17 protein-coding genes are annotated in these 17943 nt (G+C 33.9%); 16 read left to right on the top strand and 1 reads right to left on the bottom strand.

The annotated features are described in order from the left end of the window. Positions 1-3: 3 nt before the first annotated feature. The 7 genes from pknB (at position 4) to FYJ71_RS09355 (ending at position 8210) form a co-directional block, all read left to right on the top strand. Positions 4-1923: a Stk1 family PASTA domain-containing Ser/Thr kinase gene (gene pknB / locus FYJ71_RS09385; protein ID WP_154538610.1), complete on the top strand. Its 1920-nt coding sequence runs from the start codon at positions 4-6 to the stop codon at positions 1921-1923. 194 nt (positions 1924-2117) lie between these two features. Next, positions 2118-2852 carry an elongation factor P 5-aminopentanone reductase gene (gene ymfI / locus FYJ71_RS09380; RefSeq protein WP_154538609.1) on the top strand — a complete coding sequence of 245 codons (735 nt, stop codon included), beginning with the start codon at positions 2118-2120 and terminating at the stop codon, positions 2850-2852. Between the two features lie 8 nt (positions 2853-2860). Then, a complete protein-coding gene (gene rsgA / locus FYJ71_RS09375) occupies positions 2861-3802 on the top strand; it encodes a ribosome small subunit-dependent GTPase A (protein ID WP_154538608.1) in 942 nt (313 codons plus the stop codon). A 2-nt stretch (positions 3803-3804) separates the two neighbouring features. Further along, on the top strand, positions 3805-4461 hold the full coding sequence (gene rpe / locus FYJ71_RS09370; protein ID WP_154538607.1) for a ribulose-phosphate 3-epimerase: 657 nt from the start codon (positions 3805-3807) through the stop codon (positions 4459-4461). Between the two features lie 20 nt (positions 4462-4481). Beyond that, positions 4482-5144 (top strand): thiamine diphosphokinase, encoded by a 663-nt coding sequence (locus FYJ71_RS09365; RefSeq protein WP_154538606.1) that lies wholly within the window; start codon positions 4482-4484, stop codon positions 5142-5144. Between the two features lie 11 nt (positions 5145-5155). Then, positions 5156-5866: a response regulator transcription factor gene (locus FYJ71_RS09360; protein WP_154538605.1), complete on the top strand. Its 711-nt coding sequence runs from the start codon at positions 5156-5158 to the stop codon at positions 5864-5866. Continuing rightward, the gene (locus FYJ71_RS09355) at positions 5838-8210 is read left to right on the top strand and encodes a sensor histidine kinase (RefSeq protein WP_154538604.1); all 2373 of its coding nucleotides are present in this window, start codon (positions 5838-5840) and stop codon (positions 8208-8210) included. Before FYJ71_RS09360 ends, FYJ71_RS09355 begins: the two co-directional genes overlap by 29 nt. A gap of 92 nt (positions 8211-8302) precedes the next feature. Here the strand turns inward: FYJ71_RS09355 and rpmB are convergent, their stop codons facing one another. Next, complete coding sequence (rpmB, locus tag FYJ71_RS09350) at positions 8303-8491, bottom strand: 50S ribosomal protein L28 (RefSeq protein ID WP_154538603.1); 189 nt, start codon at positions 8489-8491, stop codon at positions 8303-8305. A gap of 228 nt (positions 8492-8719) precedes the next feature. Here rpmB and FYJ71_RS09345 point away from each other — a divergent pair, with 228 nt between their 5' ends. The 9 genes from FYJ71_RS09345 (at position 8720) to FYJ71_RS09305 (ending at position 17932) form a co-directional block, all read left to right on the top strand. Beyond that, the gene (locus tag FYJ71_RS09345; RefSeq protein WP_154538602.1) at positions 8720-9070 is read left to right on the top strand and encodes an Asp23/Gls24 family envelope stress response protein; all 351 of its coding nucleotides are present in this window, start codon (positions 8720-8722) and stop codon (positions 9068-9070) included. 16 nt (positions 9071-9086) lie between these two features. Further along, positions 9087-10751: a DAK2 domain-containing protein gene (locus FYJ71_RS09340; RefSeq protein WP_154538601.1), complete on the top strand. Its 1665-nt coding sequence runs from the start codon at positions 9087-9089 to the stop codon at positions 10749-10751. Positions 10752-10846: 95 nt separating this feature from the next. Beyond that, positions 10847-12904 carry an ATP-dependent DNA helicase RecG gene (gene recG / locus FYJ71_RS09335; RefSeq protein WP_154538683.1) on the top strand — a complete coding sequence of 686 codons (2058 nt, stop codon included), beginning with the start codon at positions 10847-10849 and terminating at the stop codon, positions 12902-12904. A gap of 168 nt (positions 12905-13072) precedes the next feature. After that, positions 13073-13633 (top strand): 16S rRNA (guanine(966)-N(2))-methyltransferase RsmD, encoded by a 561-nt coding sequence (gene rsmD, locus FYJ71_RS09330; protein WP_154538600.1) that lies wholly within the window; start codon positions 13073-13075, stop codon positions 13631-13633. Next, the gene (gene coaD, locus FYJ71_RS09325; protein ID WP_154538599.1) at positions 13626-14111 is read left to right on the top strand and encodes a pantetheine-phosphate adenylyltransferase; all 486 of its coding nucleotides are present in this window, start codon (positions 13626-13628) and stop codon (positions 14109-14111) included. The genes rsmD and coaD overlap by 8 nt, the downstream gene beginning before the upstream one ends. Positions 14112-14148: 37 nt before the next feature. Next, on the top strand, positions 14149-14694 hold the full coding sequence (locus tag FYJ71_RS09320) for a permease (RefSeq protein ID WP_154538598.1): 546 nt from the start codon (positions 14149-14151) through the stop codon (positions 14692-14694). An 18-nt stretch (positions 14695-14712) separates the two neighbouring features. Then, a complete protein-coding gene (locus FYJ71_RS09315; RefSeq protein WP_154538597.1) occupies positions 14713-15972 on the top strand; it encodes a tRNA(Met) cytidine acetate ligase in 1260 nt (419 codons plus the stop codon). A 94-nt stretch (positions 15973-16066) separates the two neighbouring features. Continuing rightward, on the top strand, positions 16067-17263 hold the full coding sequence (locus FYJ71_RS09310; protein ID WP_154538596.1) for an acetate/propionate family kinase: 1197 nt from the start codon (positions 16067-16069) through the stop codon (positions 17261-17263). A gap of 150 nt (positions 17264-17413) precedes the next feature. Beyond that, a complete protein-coding gene (locus tag FYJ71_RS09305; protein ID WP_154538595.1) occupies positions 17414-17932 on the top strand; it encodes a YceD family protein in 519 nt (172 codons plus the stop codon). Positions 17933-17943: the final 11 nt, after the last annotated feature.

Genomic DNA, 17943 nt, shown 5'->3' with positions numbered 1-17943 from the left:
ATTATGGGAGCGACAGTCTTAGGAAATAGATACGAGATCCTTAGGAAGATTGGTGATGGAGGCATGGCCTTTGTCTATCAAGCTAGGGATAGATTATTAAATAGAATAGTAGCAGTAAAGGTTTTGAGACCGGAATTTGTTGATGATCAAGAATTTTTGGTGAAGTTTAAAAGAGAGGCAGAAGCCGTAGCCAGTCTTTCTCATCCGAATATAGTGAATGTTTATGATGTAGGTGAAGATGGAAAAGTTCATTACATTGTAATGGAATATGTTGATGGACAAAATCTAAAGGAAATAATACAAAAAGAGGGTTCTTTGGAGGAGTACACTGCTTTGGATATTACGAAGCAGATAGCGAATGCTTTGGGAGCCGCTCATAGAAGTGGTATTATTCACAGAGATATAAAGCCTCATAATATCCTGATTTCAAAAGATGGTAGGCAAGTTAAGGTGGCTGACTTTGGAATTGCAAAGGCAGTGAGTAGTTCAACTATGACGAATATGGGGAGTGTAATCGGCTCAGTTCATTATATATCACCTGAGCAAGCTAAAGGAAAACATCTGACTAGCAATGCAGATTTATATTCTTTGGGGATTGTTCTTTATGAAATGATATTGGGAAAAGTTCCGTTTAGTGGAGATAGCCCTATTTCAATTGCCTTAAAGCACATCAACGAAAACATCGTCTTTTCTGATGAGGAAAAAAGAATTATTCCAAATTCGATTAGAACTATTATTAGCAAGCTTACTCAGAAAGAGCCAGTTAACAGATATGAAACGGCTGAAGAGCTGATAGAAGATATTGAGTTTGTAGAAAAAAATATCGATCTTCCATATATGAAAGATTATGATAACTTTGCAACAGAGGATATAACTAGACGAGATTACAGTATTTTTAAGGGTAGAACACCTATTCCTTTTAAAAAGAAGTCCGACGAGGAAGAATATTACGATGACGAAGACGAATATTTTGACGATGAGGATGAATACTATGATGACGAGGAGTATTATGATGATGAAGAATATTATGATGAAGATAACTCCAGAAAATCTAGGAAAGAACTGAAAAAGGAAAAAAAGAAAAATATTAAGAAAGAATCTCCAAAAACAAGAAGAAGGTTGAAAATTTTAGCTGTGATTTTAATTCTTATCTTGATTGGATATGGATATATCGGTGTTAAATATTTTGGTTTGGGATCTTTTATCAGTAGGAATAGCGAAGAGGAAGTAGTTGTTCCTGATGTGCAGAACATGACGATAGAGGAAGCTCAAAACGAGGTAAGAGATCTTGGATTGAATATAGAATTGAAATCTGAAGAATTTAGCAGTCAGGTTTCTGCGGGAAGGATAATAACACAGACTCCTATTGCCGGTAGTAAATTGAAAAAAGGTGATTCAATTTCTGTGATTATCAGTAGAGGTAATACGAAGGTTCCAGTTCCTAATGTTGTTGGGATGAAGCTTTCAGATGCTGAAAAGCTGCTAAATGACAATGGATTATTGCTAGGAAATGTAAAGTATCAGTACAACAGTGCAAAGGAAGGCACAGTGTTGGAACAGAGTTTACTTGGAGGTTCAAGCGATGAAGGTCAAAAGGTTTCTTTGGTTGTAAGTAAAGGTAAGGAAACGAGTACTCAAACGCCGAGTATTATAGATGACAGTAACGACACGAATACTGACATTAACCCTGGAATAATCAACAACGGATCTTCAAATTCTAGGAGTAATGGAAATAGCGGAACTTCAAGGAGCGGCGGAACTTCAAGTGGAAGCGGAACGGGATCTGGTTCAAGTGGATCAAGTAGCGATTCTTCAAACTCAGGAGGAACGACTGACTCGAGCGGTACAGGATCTGGTCACGGATCTTCGAGTGGTAATTCAGGGTCTGGAATTTCCGATGATGCAGAAGTACAATCAGAGTAATGTCGAAGGATATAGTAGTCATAATTGTAAGCGTTTAAGTCTAAATGATTACTAAGAAGATATGAGAAAAATTTAATTTAAAACTAAAAAGAGTTATCAACTATGATAGCTCTTTTGTTTTTAAAGTGAAATCTAAACAAAGTGAAATCTAAACAAAGTGAAATGTAAGTAAATTCGTATGAAAAGGGAAAATAATGAGTAAAGTTGTTATTGTGACAGGTGGAGCAAGAGGCATTGGCGAGGCTATATCTATTGAGTTGGCATCAAATGGCTACAGAGTATTGATAAATTACAACAAGTCTAAGGAAAGAGCTGTTGAACTTATGCAAAGCTTGAATATCAAGGGATATAATGTGGATGTATTCTGTGCTGATGTATCTAATTCATCTGATGTAAAAAAAATGTTTGACTATTGTCTCAAAACATTCGGAACGGTGGACTGTTTGATAAACAACGCTGGAATAAGCTGCGAAGGGCTTTTGACAGATATTAGTGAAGATGAGTGGGACAACGTTATTGATGTCAATTTAAAATCGGTTTTTCTATGTAGCAAGGAAGCGCTAAAGACTATGATTTCAAATCATTCTGGTAGTATCATCAATATCACATCAATGTGGGGTGTGACAGGCGGCTCATATGAAACAGTTTATTCTGCATCAAAAGCTGGTATAATTGGACTTACACGAGCTCTGGCAAAGGAGGTTGGTCCATCGGGCATAAATGTAAATGCCATCGCACCAGGAGTGATAATGACAGATATGATGTCTGGATATTCAAACGAAGATTTGAAAAATTTGAAGGACGAAACACCTTTGATGAGACTGGGCAAACCTGAAGACATAGCATCACTTGTGTCATTTTTATTGTCGGGAGGAGCTGACTTTATTACAGGGCAGGTTTTCGGTGTGAATGGTGGTTTCGTGATTTAGGAGAATATATGATAAAAGGAAAAATAATTAAAGCCATAAGTGGTTTTTTCTATGTTGAATGTGATAGTGGTATAATAGAGTGTAAAGCGAGAGGAATATTGAGAAAGAAAAATGTTACTCCTATTATAGGAGATAATGTTATTATTTCAACAACTGATTCAAATTGTGGTATAATAGAAGAGGTAATGCTTAGAAAGACAGAATTGGTTAGACCTTCAGTAGCAAATATAGATAAGGTATTTATAACATTTGCTATTAAAGAGCCTAACCCGAATCTATCATTGTTGGATAGATTTATTGTATTTTCTGAAAAAATGGGGTTGGATATAGTTATTCTACTTTCAAAAGTGGATTTAGATGAAAATCTAGAAAAAACAAAGAGTATAGTTGATGAATATTCAAAAGTAGGATATAAAGTCATACCAGTAAGCATAGTTACTGGACAAAATATGGATAAAGTTAAACAGGAAATGAAGGGATGCACGTCCGTTTTTGCTGGTCAATCGGGAGTTGGAAAATCTAGCATTATCAATAGTATTGTTCCAGCATTGAACTTGGAAACTTCTGAAATATCTCATAAGCTGGGAAGAGGAAAGCATACAACCAGGCATGCACAGCTTTTTAAGATTGATGAGGATACTATTTTTGCCGACACTCCTGGATTCAGTTCATTTGAAATTAATGATGTAGATGAAGATGAGTTAAAACATTACTTTATTGAGTTTTCTGGCTTGGGCGAGTGTAGATTCGGCAATAAATGTATTCATAAGAATGAACCTGATTGCGTTGTTAAAGAAGCAGTTGAAAATGGCGAAATCTCCAAAAGAAGATACGAAAGCTATCTTCAGATTTTAGAGGAAATAAAATCATACAATTCTTTTGGAAGGAAAAACAGAGAAAAAGACGGAATTTATGTAAAATCAAAAAATAGGAAAGATAATGGGAGGTAAAAATGAAATTAGCACCATCGGTTTTATCAGCAGATTTTGCAAATTTGCTAAACAGTTGTAAGAAAGTTGAAAATGCTGGATGTGAATATTTACATCTAGATGTAATGGACGGACATTTTGTACCTAATATTACTTTTGGGGCACCTATAATAAAGAGCTTGAGAAAAGATATTAAAATGGTTTTTGATGCACATTTGATGATAACTGATCCAGACAAGTTTATACCTGATCTAGTTGATGCTGGTTGCGATATAATCACTGTACATCAAGAAGCCTGTACTCATCTTCACAGAACGATTCAAAATATTAAATCGTATAATGTGAAAGCTGGAGTGGTTTTAAATCCAGCCACACCTGTGGAAACGATAAAGCATATTTTACCAGATGTAGATATGGTGCTTTTAATGTCGGTAAATCCTGGATTTGGTGGACAAAAATTCATTCCAGAGGTTTTGGAAAAGGTGAAAACGTTAAGAAAGATGATTGACGAGCGTGGATTAGATATTGAGATAGAGGTTGATGGAGGCGTCAATTCTCAAAACATTAAATCCTTGGTGGATGCTGGAGCAGATGTTTTAGTTGCTGGATCGGCGATATTCAATAATGAAGATATCGACTTGGCTGTGATGAATCTGAGAAATGCTGTAAAAGGAAAGTAGGCGTTGTAGTGTACGGATGTTTGATAAATTCAAAAACAGCTTGTGTTGTTTTGAATGGAGAAATAGGCGATTATGAAGAAATGAAAGAATTTATTGAGTCGCAGGAATATGGCAAAATAATAGCCGTAGATGGAGGTGCAAATCACCTATACAAAATAGGTGTTGTGCCAGATTATATAGTTGGAGATTTGGACTCGATTGATGATTTTGTTTATGAATATTACAATGAAAAAGGTGTGGAAGTATTAAAATATCCATCTAAAAAAAACGAGACTGACACAGAGCTGGCTGTTATAAAGGCGATAGAGGATGGCTGTGTTTGTGTGGATATACTTGGAGCTTTGGGTGGAAGAATTGATCATGAGCTAGCAAATGTTTTTCTTTTGCATTATATAATGAAAAAGGAAGTGTTTGGTAGAATTGTATCGAAAAAAAATGAAATTTATATTGTAGAAAATGACGAATTAGTTATTGAGGGTTGCGTTGGAGATATAATTTCGATTCTTCCACTAAAGGGTGATGCAAACGGTGTTACCTTAAGAAATCTGGAATATACTCTCGAGGAGTTTGATATGAGTTATTCAGTTCCAAGAGGTATTTCAAATGTAATGACCGACACTCTTTGTTATATTGATGTTAGAGATGGATGCTTAGTTGTAATAAAAAATAAATTTGATAAATAAGGGGGGTAAACATGGAAAAATACAATATACTAGTCGTTGAGGACGAGAGCGAAATCGCCGATGCGATTGAAATTTACTTAACAAATCAAGGATATCGTGTTTTTAAAGCGTCAAATGGATTGGAAGGATTAGATGTCATAGATAAGGAAACGATACACCTAGCGATTATCGACTTGATGATGCCTGAAATGGATGGCGAAACAATGATAATTAGACTAAGACAGAAGCATAATTTTCCAATAATAATTCTTTCTGCAAAATCTGAAGACTCCGACAAGATTTTGGGCTTAAACATTGGTGCAGATGACTATGTCAATAAGCCGTTTAAACCACTTGAATTACTTGCCAGAGTAAATTCTCAGATCAGAAGATATACAAAATATATGAACATAGGAAACGATAACGAATCGAATGAGGATGAGGGATTTTACGTTATCGGTGGACTTGAATTAAATGAAAAAACCAAGGTGGTATGTGTAGATGGCTGCCAAGTAAAGGTAACTCCAATAGAGTTTAAGATATTAAATCTTCTGATGAAAAATCCTGGAAGAGTGTTTTCTTCAGAGGAAATATATGAAAATGTATGGAATGAGAATGCTGTGAACACTGAAACGGTGATGGTTCATATCAGAAACATACGAGAAAAGATCGAAATCGATTCAAAAAATCCCAAATATTTAAAGGTGGTGTGGGGTGTTGGATATAAAATTGACAAGATATGATCTTGGTAAAAAGAAAAGACTATATACTTCATTAGTTTTATTGATTTCTTTTGTCCTTTCCTTGATTATGATATATAGATACCACTCTGTGGAGTTACGAGTTCAGGAAAACAAGCAAAATCCATTTCAAAGCAGGCAGTTTGCCTCTGATTTGTTTTATACGGACTATTATCTTTACTATAAGATTTATCAGCAAGAAAAAAATCAGTTGATAAGGCCTGTGGATCTGTTTTTAACGAAGGAAACCATACAGAGCATGATCAATAATTTGGATATGGATTATTATTCAAGTGAGCTAGATTCTGATGATATCAAATATAATTTTGACGAATCCTTCAAGGAGCTAGGAGGGTTTATTAATAATTCGGAAGGAAAGCTGAAATATTTCGCCATAAATAAAAAGACAGGTTTCGAGTATACTAACTATTTGTTTAAGGATGATATGAAAGCTTTTGACAACTACCAGAGAGAGCTTGAAAAAGTGAATAACGATGTCGCAAAGATAGATAAAAATTCTGAAGCCTACAAGGATTATATCAATCTTCAGAAAAAAATAAGAAGGAAATTTATGACCTATATTGTTATAGATTTCGACCAGAATGGTAAATATGATATTTCCTATAGCCATGGATTGCAAAAAGAGGTTTTTGATAACTATCTTTTGGAGCTAGATGCGAATAAAAACCTAAACGAGGTGTATACTATATCAGATGTAACTGATTTTTCTTTTTCAAACTACAGAGTTGAGCCAATTAAAAATATGAGGTATGTTTATGCGGTTCCAAATAGTGTAAATACAAACTTTTATTCTAGTCATGATACAGTAAGTGAGTATGTTCATAGAAAAGAGCGAAACTCTTATAGAAGCATAGAGATTTTGGGACGAAGTATACTGGCAATTATCGTTGTAATAACGCTATTAATACCTATTAGAACGTTGAAATTATTCATGGGATTGGAAAAATTAAAGAAATTACCTTTGGAAGTATTCGTAATAGCACTGTATTATCTTCATTCGTCATTGCTTAGTAATGACGTTGCTATAATGATGGTAAGAGAGACAATAACAGGAAATGTGCTTAAATCCTTGCTGGCAAATGATATTCCACTTGTTGTAGCGAAGCAGCTGGTAAATATAATAAATATTGCATATTGGATGCTATCATTCTTTTCTATTTACTTGATTGCTTGCTTGATAAAGATGGTAATAAAAAATGGAATAACTGGCTATTTAAAAAAGAGAAGCCTTATTCTCTGTGTTTCAAGGGCGATTGTAAGAGGTGTTTCTTCAATCTTTTACAGATTTATCAGCGTTGACTTGTCGTTGAGGTACAATAGACTATTTATTATTGGTTTTATTCTGGTATTCTTTGGTACAGTAATACTACCTTGGGTTGATGTTACATATACGTTATTATGGTTCGTATTGATGCTAGTATATATTCTGGTATTCCTGATTTTTACGAAAATTGTAAAAAAAGAAATCGACAATGGTAAGGACGACTACGAAGGGCTTTTGGGACTGACAAAGGATATCGCTAGTGGAAATCTTGATCAGGATATTATGAAGGTCGATGTGGGGATTTACGAGGAAATCCAGAGGCAGCTATTTAGTATTCAGCAAGCATATAAAAAATCAATTGAGGAAGAAGTGAAGAGTCAAAAGATGAAAAGTGATTTGATTTCAAATGTTTCACATGATTTAAAGACACCTTTAACTTCTATAATTACATATATTGAGCTTTTGAAAAATACGGAAACATCAGATGACGCAAAAAAATATATCGATACAATCAGTAGAAAATCTGAAAGATTAAAAATACTCATAGACGATATGTTTGAGATTACAAAGGCACAGTCTGGTAATTTGAAAGTAAACATAGATGAAGTCGAAGTAGTAAACCTGATGAAACAGAGTATTTTTGAAGTTAGTGATAGATTTTCGATTAGAGGAATAACCTTGAAGACTACGTTCCCTGAAGAAAAGATAATTTTAAAGCTTGATGGTGAAAAAACATATAGAACATTTGAAAATCTTCTTGTGAATATTGCAAAATACTCGGCAAAAGATTCAAGGGCATATGTGGACATCAAAAATGAAGACGAACGTGTAGTTATAACCTTTAGAAATATTTCTGAAACTGAAATAGACTATGATGCACAGGATATTCTCGAAAGGTTTAGACGTGGTGATAAATCAAGAAATACTGAGGGCTCTGGTTTAGGATTGTCCATTGCAAAAGGGTACGTTGAGATACAGGGTGGAGAATTGAATATACATCTCGACGGAGATCTATTTAAATCAGAGATTATTTTCTACAAAAATAGGGAAATAGTAAAATAAAAAAGATAATAAAAATAAAAAAGATAATAAAAAAGGACTGTTTCACAGTCCTTTTATCTTGCTATAGGATATATATCATAATGTATCTCTATTTATGCTCTTTCAACTTTACCAGAACGTAAGCATCTAGTACAAACTGAAACTCTCTTTGGAGTTCCATTTTCTACAACTCTAACGTTTTTCAAGTTTGCTGACCAAGTTCTCTTGTTATGTTTGTTTGAGTGAGATACCTGATTTCCAGATACTTTACCTTTTCCGCACACGCTACATACTCTTGACATCATGCCACCTCCTTAATAATAAAATATTAAGCCTAAAAACATATTTAATGATATCACAGTAGTAAGAAAAAATCAAGCAAAAAAAAGCAATTAATTGCAATTAAGTGTTTTTTTTTGTATAATATAAGGTATACTATTATGTGTAATAATTTACATGGAAAATTTTTAGATAAGTGTAATGCAAGCAGTGCATGTTAATCTATATTTATAATATATTGGAGGTAGAATATGGGTTCAGTTTTGGTTAATAAATTAGGAAAAATAGAAATAAATAAGCACGTTCTAGCTCAACTTACTTATCAAGCTGCGATGGAAAGCTATGGATTAGTTGGTTTTTCATCAAAGTCAAAAGGCATAGTTGAGTTATTAAAGGGAGAAAATGCGACTAAAGGTGTTAATATCATTGAATTAAGCGAAGATTTGATAGATATTGAAATTTTTGTAATTTTACAGTATGGAACAAACATCACAACAGTTGCTAATAATATTATAGAAAGAATAAAGTATACTGTTGAAACATACTCTGGTATCAAAATAAACCAAATAACTGTCAGCGTTCAAGGCATCAGGGTAAAGTAATCGGGAGGAAAATTAAATGATAGAAAAAATAAATGGCAAATTATTTAGAGATATGTTTATTTCTGGTGCAAATAATCTGCAGAACAATAAGGAATTAATCGATAAATTGAATGTATTTCCAGTTCCAGATGGTGATACTGGTACAAATATGTCTCTAACTATAGCCGCTGCTATTAAGGAACTAAATAAGGTAGAGAGTGATAACTTGTCAGAAATAGGCAAGGCTCTTTCTAAAGGATCTTTGATGGGAGCTAGAGGTAATTCTGGGGTTATTCTTTCTCAGATCATTAGAGGTATTTCAAAGTCAGTTGAGGGGAAAAATGAACTTGGTATAGATGAATTCGCAAAAGCGTTAAAATCAGGTTCTGATACGGCGTACAAGGCGGTGATTAAGCCTATTGAGGGTACAATATTGACTGTTGTTAGAGAATCAGGAGAATTTGCCGTCAAAAATGTAAAAAAGAACAAAAGCTTTATTGAATTTTTCGAAAAAGTTTTGATTGAAGCAAACAAATCTCTTGAAAAAACGCCTGAATTACTTAAAAACTTGAAGGATGCTGGTGTTGTCGATTCAGGAGGAAAGGGTCTGGTTTGCCTGTACGAGGGTATGCTTTCAGCATTAAAGGGAAAGATAGTAGACCTTCAGGAATCGGACAAAATCGATTCTGTTCAGAGTATTGCCAATGATTATGTAGAAACTCAAGGTGAATTGGATATTAAATTTGGGTATTGTACAGAATTTATATTGGAATCAGAAAATGCCGACCCAGAAAAAATAAGAGATATCATGTTGAAATACGGAGATAGCCTTGTTGTCGTTGGATACGATGGCGTAATAAAGGTACATGTACACTCTAATGAGCCAGGAAATGTATTACAGGAGGCATTGAAGTTTGGTCAATTGCTGACTATCAAGATAGAAAACATGAGATACCAACATGAAAACTTGATAATTCCAGATGACGATCAGGAAAGTAATTCAAAGCTTGCAAGTCAGGATAAAGTTATAGTGAATGAAGAAAGCAAGCCTTTTGGATTTATTACAACAACAATGGGCAAGGGTCTTGCAGGAATTTTTGAAGAGTTTGGCGTGGACATTGTCATAGAAGGTGGACAAACTATGAATCCATCTACTGAAGACTTTATTAATGCAATAAATATGGTTAATGCGGACAATATTTTTATCTTGCCAAATAATGGAAACGTAATTATGGCTGCAAACCAGGCAAAAGAAATATCGGAAAAAAACATATATGTCGTTCCTACGAAAAATATTCCTCAGGGTATTGGATGTCTTGTATCATTTGATCCTGATTCAGATGCAGATTCCAATATGGAAAACTTTGATGAAGTTTTGAGTAATATCAAGTCGGGTGAAATCACCTTTGCAGTTAGAGATACCATCATGGATGGTATAGAGGTCAATGAGGGTGATGTTATAGGAATAACTGGAAAAAGTCTGATTTCATCAGGTAAAGATATTGCCGAAGTGACAAAGGAAGTCGTGAGAAATATGGCAGATGAGGACTCAGATATCATAACTCTGTATTATGGTGAGGATGTTGAAGAGGACGATGCAAGGCTATTGGCTGAAACAATTCAAGAAGAGTATGAGGATGTAGATGTCGAGCTATATTATGGTGGTCAACCACTATATTACTATTTAATTTCTGTGGAATAGATATTATAGGTCACAAAAATAGAATTATCATTTTATTAGTTTATTTAGGGGAAGATTGTGATGGTCTTCCTCTTTTTATGAAAGGTAAGAAAGTTATGTATAGTATTTTGGACAAAGAAATTCAGTATATTAAAGGAGTTGGACCGAAAAAGGCTGACAAGATGTCTAGGCTGGGAATTTTTACTATCAGAGATGCTTTATATTATTTTCCAAGACAATTTGAAGATAGAAGTATTGAAAAACAAATTATGGCTATTACTGATGGCGAAAAGGTGACTATTAAAGGTAGGATAAAGAAAATTTCTAACAAGAGAATCAATAGGCTTGATATTACGGAGATTACAGTTGAAGATGAAACAGGAACAATTTCATTGATTTTCTTTAATAAATCATATTTAAAAAACACATATAGAGTAAATGATGCAATCAGATCTTTTGGGACAGTAAAAAAAACAGAGTATGGAAGATTGGAAATGCATAATTGTGAAATAGAATATGAGCGACTGATAAAAAATGTAGGAGCGATAATACCGGTGTATAAGCTTTCTAATGGCGTCACCAACAAAGATGTAATGGGAGTAGTTAGAAATATATTTGACACTTCTGAGGTGAAAATAAAAGAATATCTACCTATGGAGCTAGTAGATAAACATAGATTATGTGATATAAATTTTGCAATAAAGAGCATGCACTTTCCAACCGATAAGCAAAGTGTTCAGATTGCGATGTATAGACTTATATTTGAGGAACTGTACTTTTTACAGTTGGGTCTATTTTCCATAAAGGGAGGAAATGAGATAAAATCGGGAATAAACTTTAATATTTCGGGAAAGATTGACAAAATAATTAGAGAGCTGCCATTTTCATTGACTAGATCACAGAAAAAAGCACTTGATGAAATACTAGGAGATATGAATTCAAATAGAGTTATGAATAGGCTGGTACAAGGGGATGTCGGTAGCGGTAAAACCGTTGTGGCACAGCTATCACTCGCTAATTGTGTATTCAATGGATATCAAGGTGCGTATATGGCTCCAACAGAAATATTGGCAAAACAGCATTTTGAATCCTTCTCTGAGTTTTTTGCTGGAAGTGATGTTAAGATAGAGCTTCTAACAAGCTCAACAACAAAGAAAAATAATATGAGAATTCTTGAATCTCTGGAAAATGGAGATATTGATATATTGATCGGTACTCATTCACTTATAGAGGACAAGGTTAAGTTTAATCATCTAGGGTTGGTTATTACGGACGAACAACATAGATTTGGTGTAAGGCAGAGAGGAAAGCTATCATCAAAAGCAGAAAATCCAGATGTTTTGGTTATGACTGCAACGCCAATTCCAAGAACTCTCGCTTTGATTTTGTATGGAGATCTCGATATTTCGGTAATCGACGAATTGCCACCCGGAAGAAAGCCAATTGAAACCTTGGCGATTAAAAAGAATGCGAGAGGTAAGTTATATAAAAATAATATTAGAAAAGAAATCGAAAAGGGGCATCAAGTATACGTGGTTTGTCCACTTGTTGATGAAAGTGAGGTATTGGATGTCAGTTCTGCTACAGAGGTATATGAGGAACTTAGCCATAGATATTTTCCTGATTTGAAGGTTGGGATTTTGCATGGAAAGATGAAAAACTCAGAAAAAGATGACATAATGGAAGCCTTTAAAAGAGGGGATATAGATATCCTTGTTTCAACTACTGTTATCGAGGTTGGTGTAAATGTTCCAAATGCCACAGTTATGATAATAGAAAACGCAGAGCGATTCGGCTTGGCACAGCTACATCAGTTGAGAGGTAGAGTTGGAAGAGGAAAAGAACAATCATTTTGTGTGCTTATTTACGATTCGAATAACGAAGTTGCTTTGGAGAGGATGAAAACCATGGAATCTTCAAATGACGGTTTTGTCTTGGCAGAAAAAGATCTATCTATAAGAGGTCCTGGAGATTTTTTTGGAACAAGACAGCATGGGCTTCCGGAGCTGATGGTTGCCAATTTACTCAAGCATTCAAAAATGCTAAAGATAGCTCAAAAGGAGGCTAGATTAACGTATGCAAATGATCCCTCGCTTTCTGAAGAGAAAAATAGGGGGGTAAAAGATAAAGTTGAGTACATGTTTAGAGACATAGGCTATAATATGTCGATTTAATTGTTATTAACTATATTACTTTAGTGTAACACATGTGTTTACAAATAATAAATTTTTATCGATTATATTGCTTTAGAAACTAGTTAAAATCAGCATAATGTGTTAGAATATAGATAACATACTGACCATAATGGTCATTGTGTCTTATCTTATGCATGGAGGACTTTTATGAGAGTTATATCTGGAAGTGCGAGAGGGTTAAAATTAATTGCCCCGAATAACAATGAAATAAGGCCTACTACTGATAGAGTTAAAGAGTCTATGTTTAACATGATTTCTGAATATATTTATGATTGTGAGGCATTGGATCTTTTTTCAGGTAGTGGTGCACTCGGGATTGAATGTTTGTCGAGAGGCGCAAAAATGGTCTATTTCTGTGATAAAAGCAAGGATAGTATAAAAATAACGTCTGACAATATAAAAAAATCAAAACTTGAAGATAAAAGTGTAGTGATTAAAGACGACTACAGAGCCGCTTTAAAAAAAATGCATCTTCTTAAAAAAAAATTTGACGTGATTTTTGTGGATCCGCCTTATTACAAAGGACTGTTTGATGATGTTTTAAGAGCTATCATCGAATTTGAGCTTCTGGATAATGATGGAATAATTGTAGTTGAACACGATTCGGAAATCGAACTGGCTGACTTAGATTGTCTTTCTAAATATAAAGAGAAAAAGTATGGGATGGTAATGTTGACTGTATTAAAAATGGAGGAAAAGAATGAGTAAGCCTGTTAAAGCAATTTTTGCCGGAAGTTTTGACCCTATAACAAATGGTCATATTGATATTATTGAAAGAGCTTCAAAGTTATTTGACAAGCTCATAATAGGAATTTTAATAAATCCCAATAAGAAAACCATGTTTACCATATCAGAGAGAATAGAATTGATAAAGAAGTCTACCGAACATATTGAAAAAATAGAGGTTATTTCTTTTGAAGGTCTGTTGGTAGATTATTGTAAGAAAAATGATGTATCAGTGCTAGTTAGGGGGATAAGATCAACTGCTGATGTTGAATATGAGCTTCAGATGGCACATATGAACAAGGAGTTGGCGAATGAAATTGAAACTATTATTTTGCCAACAAGTACAAAATATTCATATATTAGTTCATCATTGATAAAAGAAGTATTGAGCTTTGATGCTGATATAGAAAATCTAGTTCCAAAGTGTGTATTGGATGAATTGAAATTAAAGAAAAAATAAAGCAACACCAAATATATTTACAATTACGGAGGTAAAAATGAGCGATAATATTAAAGTAATAGAAATATTGGCTGAGATGGAAGAAATTCTCGATGAAGCAAGTGGCTTTCCACTATCAAAAAAGGTTGGTATTGACAAGGACGAGTTTATCGATTTGATTGCTGAGCTTAGAGAGGCACTTCCTTATGAGCTGGAAAGAGCTCTAAAAATTATCAATGAGGAAAATGTGATAATAGAATCTGCCAGAAATGATGCTAATTTTATTTTGGATGAAGCAAAAAAGGAAAGAGATCAAAAAATAAAAGAATGCAATGATGAAATCATAATAAAAAATAAGCACGTAGAGGCTGAAATTGAGAATATGATGAAGGAAGCTACATTGAGAGCTGAAGAGCTGGTTTCTGATAGCAAGATAATAAAAGAGGCAAGAGCAAAGGCTGATAGATTGGTTAAGGAAGCCACTGAATATGCGAGAGACATGAGAGAGGGTGCAAAGCTATACTCAATAGATCAGTTGAATATTGTTGAAGCGACTTTATCAGAAATGTTGGATGAAGTAAGAAGCAACAAATCTCAATTATAATTCTGGTGTTGTTTCGATATGAAAATTGGTGGAATAATAGCAGAATATAATCCATTTCACAATGGACATATGTATCAAATTGAATGCTTTAGAGAGTTTTATGGTGTTTCACATACAGTTGTTGCAATGAGTGGGAATTTTGTTCAGAGGGGCGGTCCTGCGATAGTAGACAAATTTACTAGGGCTAAGATGGCAATAGCCAGTGGTGCCGACCTTGTGATTGAAATTCCATCACTTTATTGTACCCAAACGGCTGAAATATTTTCCAGAGGTGGAGTATCATTATTGAATTCGCTGGGGTGTGTGGATTTATTGTGCTTTGGCTCCGAAAACGGAGATCTAAAATCGATAAAAAATGTCGCAGAGATTATAATAAAAGAGCAAGCTGAGTTAGATGTTCTTATTTCAAGCAATATTAAGAATAGAGACTCTTTTCCTGTTGCACGAGAAAAGGCTATCAGAAATATTTTATCAAGAAAAAATCGTTGTGAATTGGATGATGGATTTTTCAAAGAATCCAACACTATATTGGGGATTGAGTATGTAAAAGAACTCCTACGATTGAATTCTACTATTGAACCGGTATCTATTAAGAGGTATGGTACTTCACATAATTCTACAGAATCATTTGGAAATTTTTGTTCTGCTAGCTTTATAAGGAAAAATATAAAGAAAAACGATATTCTAGGAATTATGGATTTTTTGCCAAAATCATCTCAATCTTTAATTGGATGCTATCAGGATGATGGAAGAAAATTTCTTTTTGATGATGATTTTTTTTCTGATATATGCATAGAAATAATAAGAAATAAAGGGCGTCTTTCAAGGTTTTTTGATGTGGGAAATGGATTGGAAAATTCAATTTACAAGCAAGTTTCTTCTTGTCTTGATTTTGATGAAATAGTTGAAAATTTAAGCTCTCCCATTTTTACACGTAACAGAATAAGAAGGTCTTTATTCAATATTTTTTTGGGAATAGAAGACAAGCATATAGAAATATGCAAGCAAATTAATTCCTTGCCTTTTGTAAGAGTGTTGGGATTTAATAAAAGAGGTACTGAAATTTTATCAAGAATTAAATCAAAATCAGATATAAGTGTTGTAACTCAAATCGCAAAATCTCTAAGGTATGAATCAAAGCACAATGATATGTATAGATTCCTATTAGATTTTGATTTAATGACTTCAGAAATTTATTATCAGAAGTCGTTTTCAAACAATAGAAGGCTACTAAAAAAAGGAAAAATAGATTTTACAACTTTAATTTCTATGATGTAATTGGCAAATAAGTTAAAATTTAGTATATACATTTCGATAAAAAAGTGATATATTAAAAATGGATTATTTTATTATATTGGAGGTAAGTGTTTAAATGAAAGTTTTGGTATTAAACTGCGGTAGTTCATCTCTTAAATATCAGTTGATAGATATGAGTAATGAATCAGTATTATGTAAAGGGTTGGTAGAGAGAATAGGAATTGATGGCTCTGTACTAAAACATGAAAAAGACGGTTTGGATGGAAAACATGTTGTTGAAGTTGAAATGAAAGATCATAAGGATGCAATCAAACATGTTCTTGAGGCTGTTGCTCATCCGGAAGTTGGAGCAGTTAAAGAAATGAGCGAAATTGAAGCAGTTGGTCATAGAATAGTTCACGGCGGTGAAAAATTCGCTTCTTCAGCTCTTTTGACTGATGAAGTAATAGAAGCTATAAATGAATGTGTGGAATTAGCACCTCTTCACAATCCTGCTAACTTGATGGGAGTTGAGGCTTGTAAGGCTATATTGCCTGATGTTCCTCAGGTAGGTGTTTTCGATACAGCATTCCATCAATCTATGCCAAAGAAGGCGTTTATATATGGATTGCCTCACGAATTATATACAAAATATGGTGTAAGAAGATACGGATTCCATGGAACAAGCCATCTTTATGTTTCTCAAAAGGCTGCTGAAATGTTAGGAAAACCGGTAGAAGAGTTAAAGATAGTTACTTGTCATCTTGGAAATGGAGCATCACTAACAGCTGTAGATGGTGGAAAATCTGTTGATACAAGTATGGGGCTTACTCCACTTGAAGGCTTGATAATGGGAACAAGATGTGGTGACATAGATCCTGCCATAGTACCATTCGTGATGAAAAAAGAAGGTCTTGATGCTGACGGAATAGATAAATTGATGAATAAGCAGTCAGGTGTTTATGGAATGACTGGTATATCTTCTGACTTCAGAGATATAGAAGATGCTGCGAATAATGGTGATGAAAAGGCACAGGTGGCATTGGATGCGTATTGTCATAAAGTAAAAAAATACATAGGCTCATATGTGGCAGCTATGAATGGTGTTGATGCTATAGTATTTACAGCGGGACTAGGCGAAAACGGAATAAGCATGAGAGAAATGATTTGTAAAGACATGGATTTCTTTGGAATCAAGCTTGATGCCGAAAAGAATAACGTTAGAGGAAAAGAAAGAGTTATTTCTACTGACGATTCAAAGGTTAAGGTATTATTGATACCTACTAACGAAGAATTAATGATAGCAAGAGATACTGTAAGACTATCTAAATAAATTTTTGTGATTGCAGTGAAATATGTTGGCTAATTTTGGATATAAATTGGAAAAGAGTAATAAATAATTTTAGCTATAAAGTAAAAATGCTTGACAAATGATTTTACAGTAGTTATAATAGATAAGTAATGTTTATAGAGGTGAAGAATTATGAAACTAAAAGTTGAAGCTCTTTCTAATAAGGAAAAAGACTTTATTGACTTTGATCTGGAAGAGAATATCTCAAGTTTGAATTACTATGGAGTAGATTATAATTTGATATCACCTATACATATTTCGGGAAGAATATCACGAGCTGGCAGAAACTATTTTGTTAAATCTACTGTAGATTTAACTGTTGAGAGTTCATGTTCAAGATGTTTGGTAGATGTTTCTTGTCCGATAAAGTATAATATTGATGCTTATTTAATGAGAGAAGAATACGATGAGGGAGATTATGAAGACTACGATGTTTTCAGGGTTGATGGATCTGAAATAGATTTTATGAAGATTGTCAATTCTACATTGAGCTTTAATATGCCTCAGAGAATTTTGTGTAGCGAAGATTGTCAAGGTATATGTTCAGGGTGCGGAGTCGACTTGAATTTTGAGGAATGCAAGTGCGACGCTCCAGTTGATACAGATGACATTGATCCTAGATTTGCTAAATTAAAAGAATTGTTAAAATAGAGTAAGGAGGT

The organism is Peptostreptococcus porci, assembly GCF_009695815.1.
GTDB classification, from domain to species: Bacteria; Bacillota; Clostridia; order Peptostreptococcales; family Peptostreptococcaceae; genus Peptostreptococcus; species Peptostreptococcus porci.
Note: the sequence above shows the minus strand (reverse complement) of the source record. Positions and strands in the feature narration are given on the sequence as shown.

What these genes read in the sequence shown, in the direction of transcription:
- pknB (WP_154538610.1), top strand. Translation starts at nt 4, where the DNA reads ATGGGAGCGACAGTCTTAGGAAATAGATACGAGATCCTTAGGAAGATT.
- ymfI (WP_154538609.1), top strand. Translation starts at nt 2,118, where the DNA reads ATGAGTAAAGTTGTTATTGTGACAGGTGGAGCAAGAGGCATTGGCGAG.
- rsgA (WP_154538608.1), top strand. Translation starts at nt 2,861, where the DNA reads ATGATAAAAGGAAAAATAATTAAAGCCATAAGTGGTTTTTTCTATGTT.
- rpe (WP_154538607.1), top strand. Translation starts at nt 3,805, where the DNA reads ATGAAATTAGCACCATCGGTTTTATCAGCAGATTTTGCAAATTTGCTA.
- FYJ71_RS09360 (WP_154538605.1), top strand. Translation starts at nt 5,156, where the DNA reads ATGGAAAAATACAATATACTAGTCGTTGAGGACGAGAGCGAAATCGCC.
- rpmB (WP_154538603.1), bottom strand. Translation starts at nt 8,491, where the DNA reads ATGTCAAGAGTATGTAGCGTGTGCGGAAAAGGTAAAGTATCTGGAAAT.
- FYJ71_RS09345 (WP_154538602.1), top strand. Translation starts at nt 8,720, where the DNA reads ATGGGTTCAGTTTTGGTTAATAAATTAGGAAAAATAGAAATAAATAAG.
- FYJ71_RS09340 (WP_154538601.1), top strand. Translation starts at nt 9,087, where the DNA reads ATGATAGAAAAAATAAATGGCAAATTATTTAGAGATATGTTTATTTCT.
- recG (WP_154538683.1), top strand. Translation starts at nt 10,847, where the DNA reads ATGTATAGTATTTTGGACAAAGAAATTCAGTATATTAAAGGAGTTGGA.
- rsmD (WP_154538600.1), top strand. Translation starts at nt 13,073, where the DNA reads ATGAGAGTTATATCTGGAAGTGCGAGAGGGTTAAAATTAATTGCCCCG.
- coaD (WP_154538599.1), top strand. Translation starts at nt 13,626, where the DNA reads ATGAGTAAGCCTGTTAAAGCAATTTTTGCCGGAAGTTTTGACCCTATA.
- FYJ71_RS09320 (WP_154538598.1), top strand. Translation starts at nt 14,149, where the DNA reads ATGAGCGATAATATTAAAGTAATAGAAATATTGGCTGAGATGGAAGAA.
- FYJ71_RS09315 (WP_154538597.1), top strand. Translation starts at nt 14,713, where the DNA reads ATGAAAATTGGTGGAATAATAGCAGAATATAATCCATTTCACAATGGA.
- FYJ71_RS09310 (WP_154538596.1), top strand. Translation starts at nt 16,067, where the DNA reads ATGAAAGTTTTGGTATTAAACTGCGGTAGTTCATCTCTTAAATATCAG.
- FYJ71_RS09305 (WP_154538595.1), top strand. Translation starts at nt 17,414, where the DNA reads ATGAAACTAAAAGTTGAAGCTCTTTCTAATAAGGAAAAAGACTTTATT.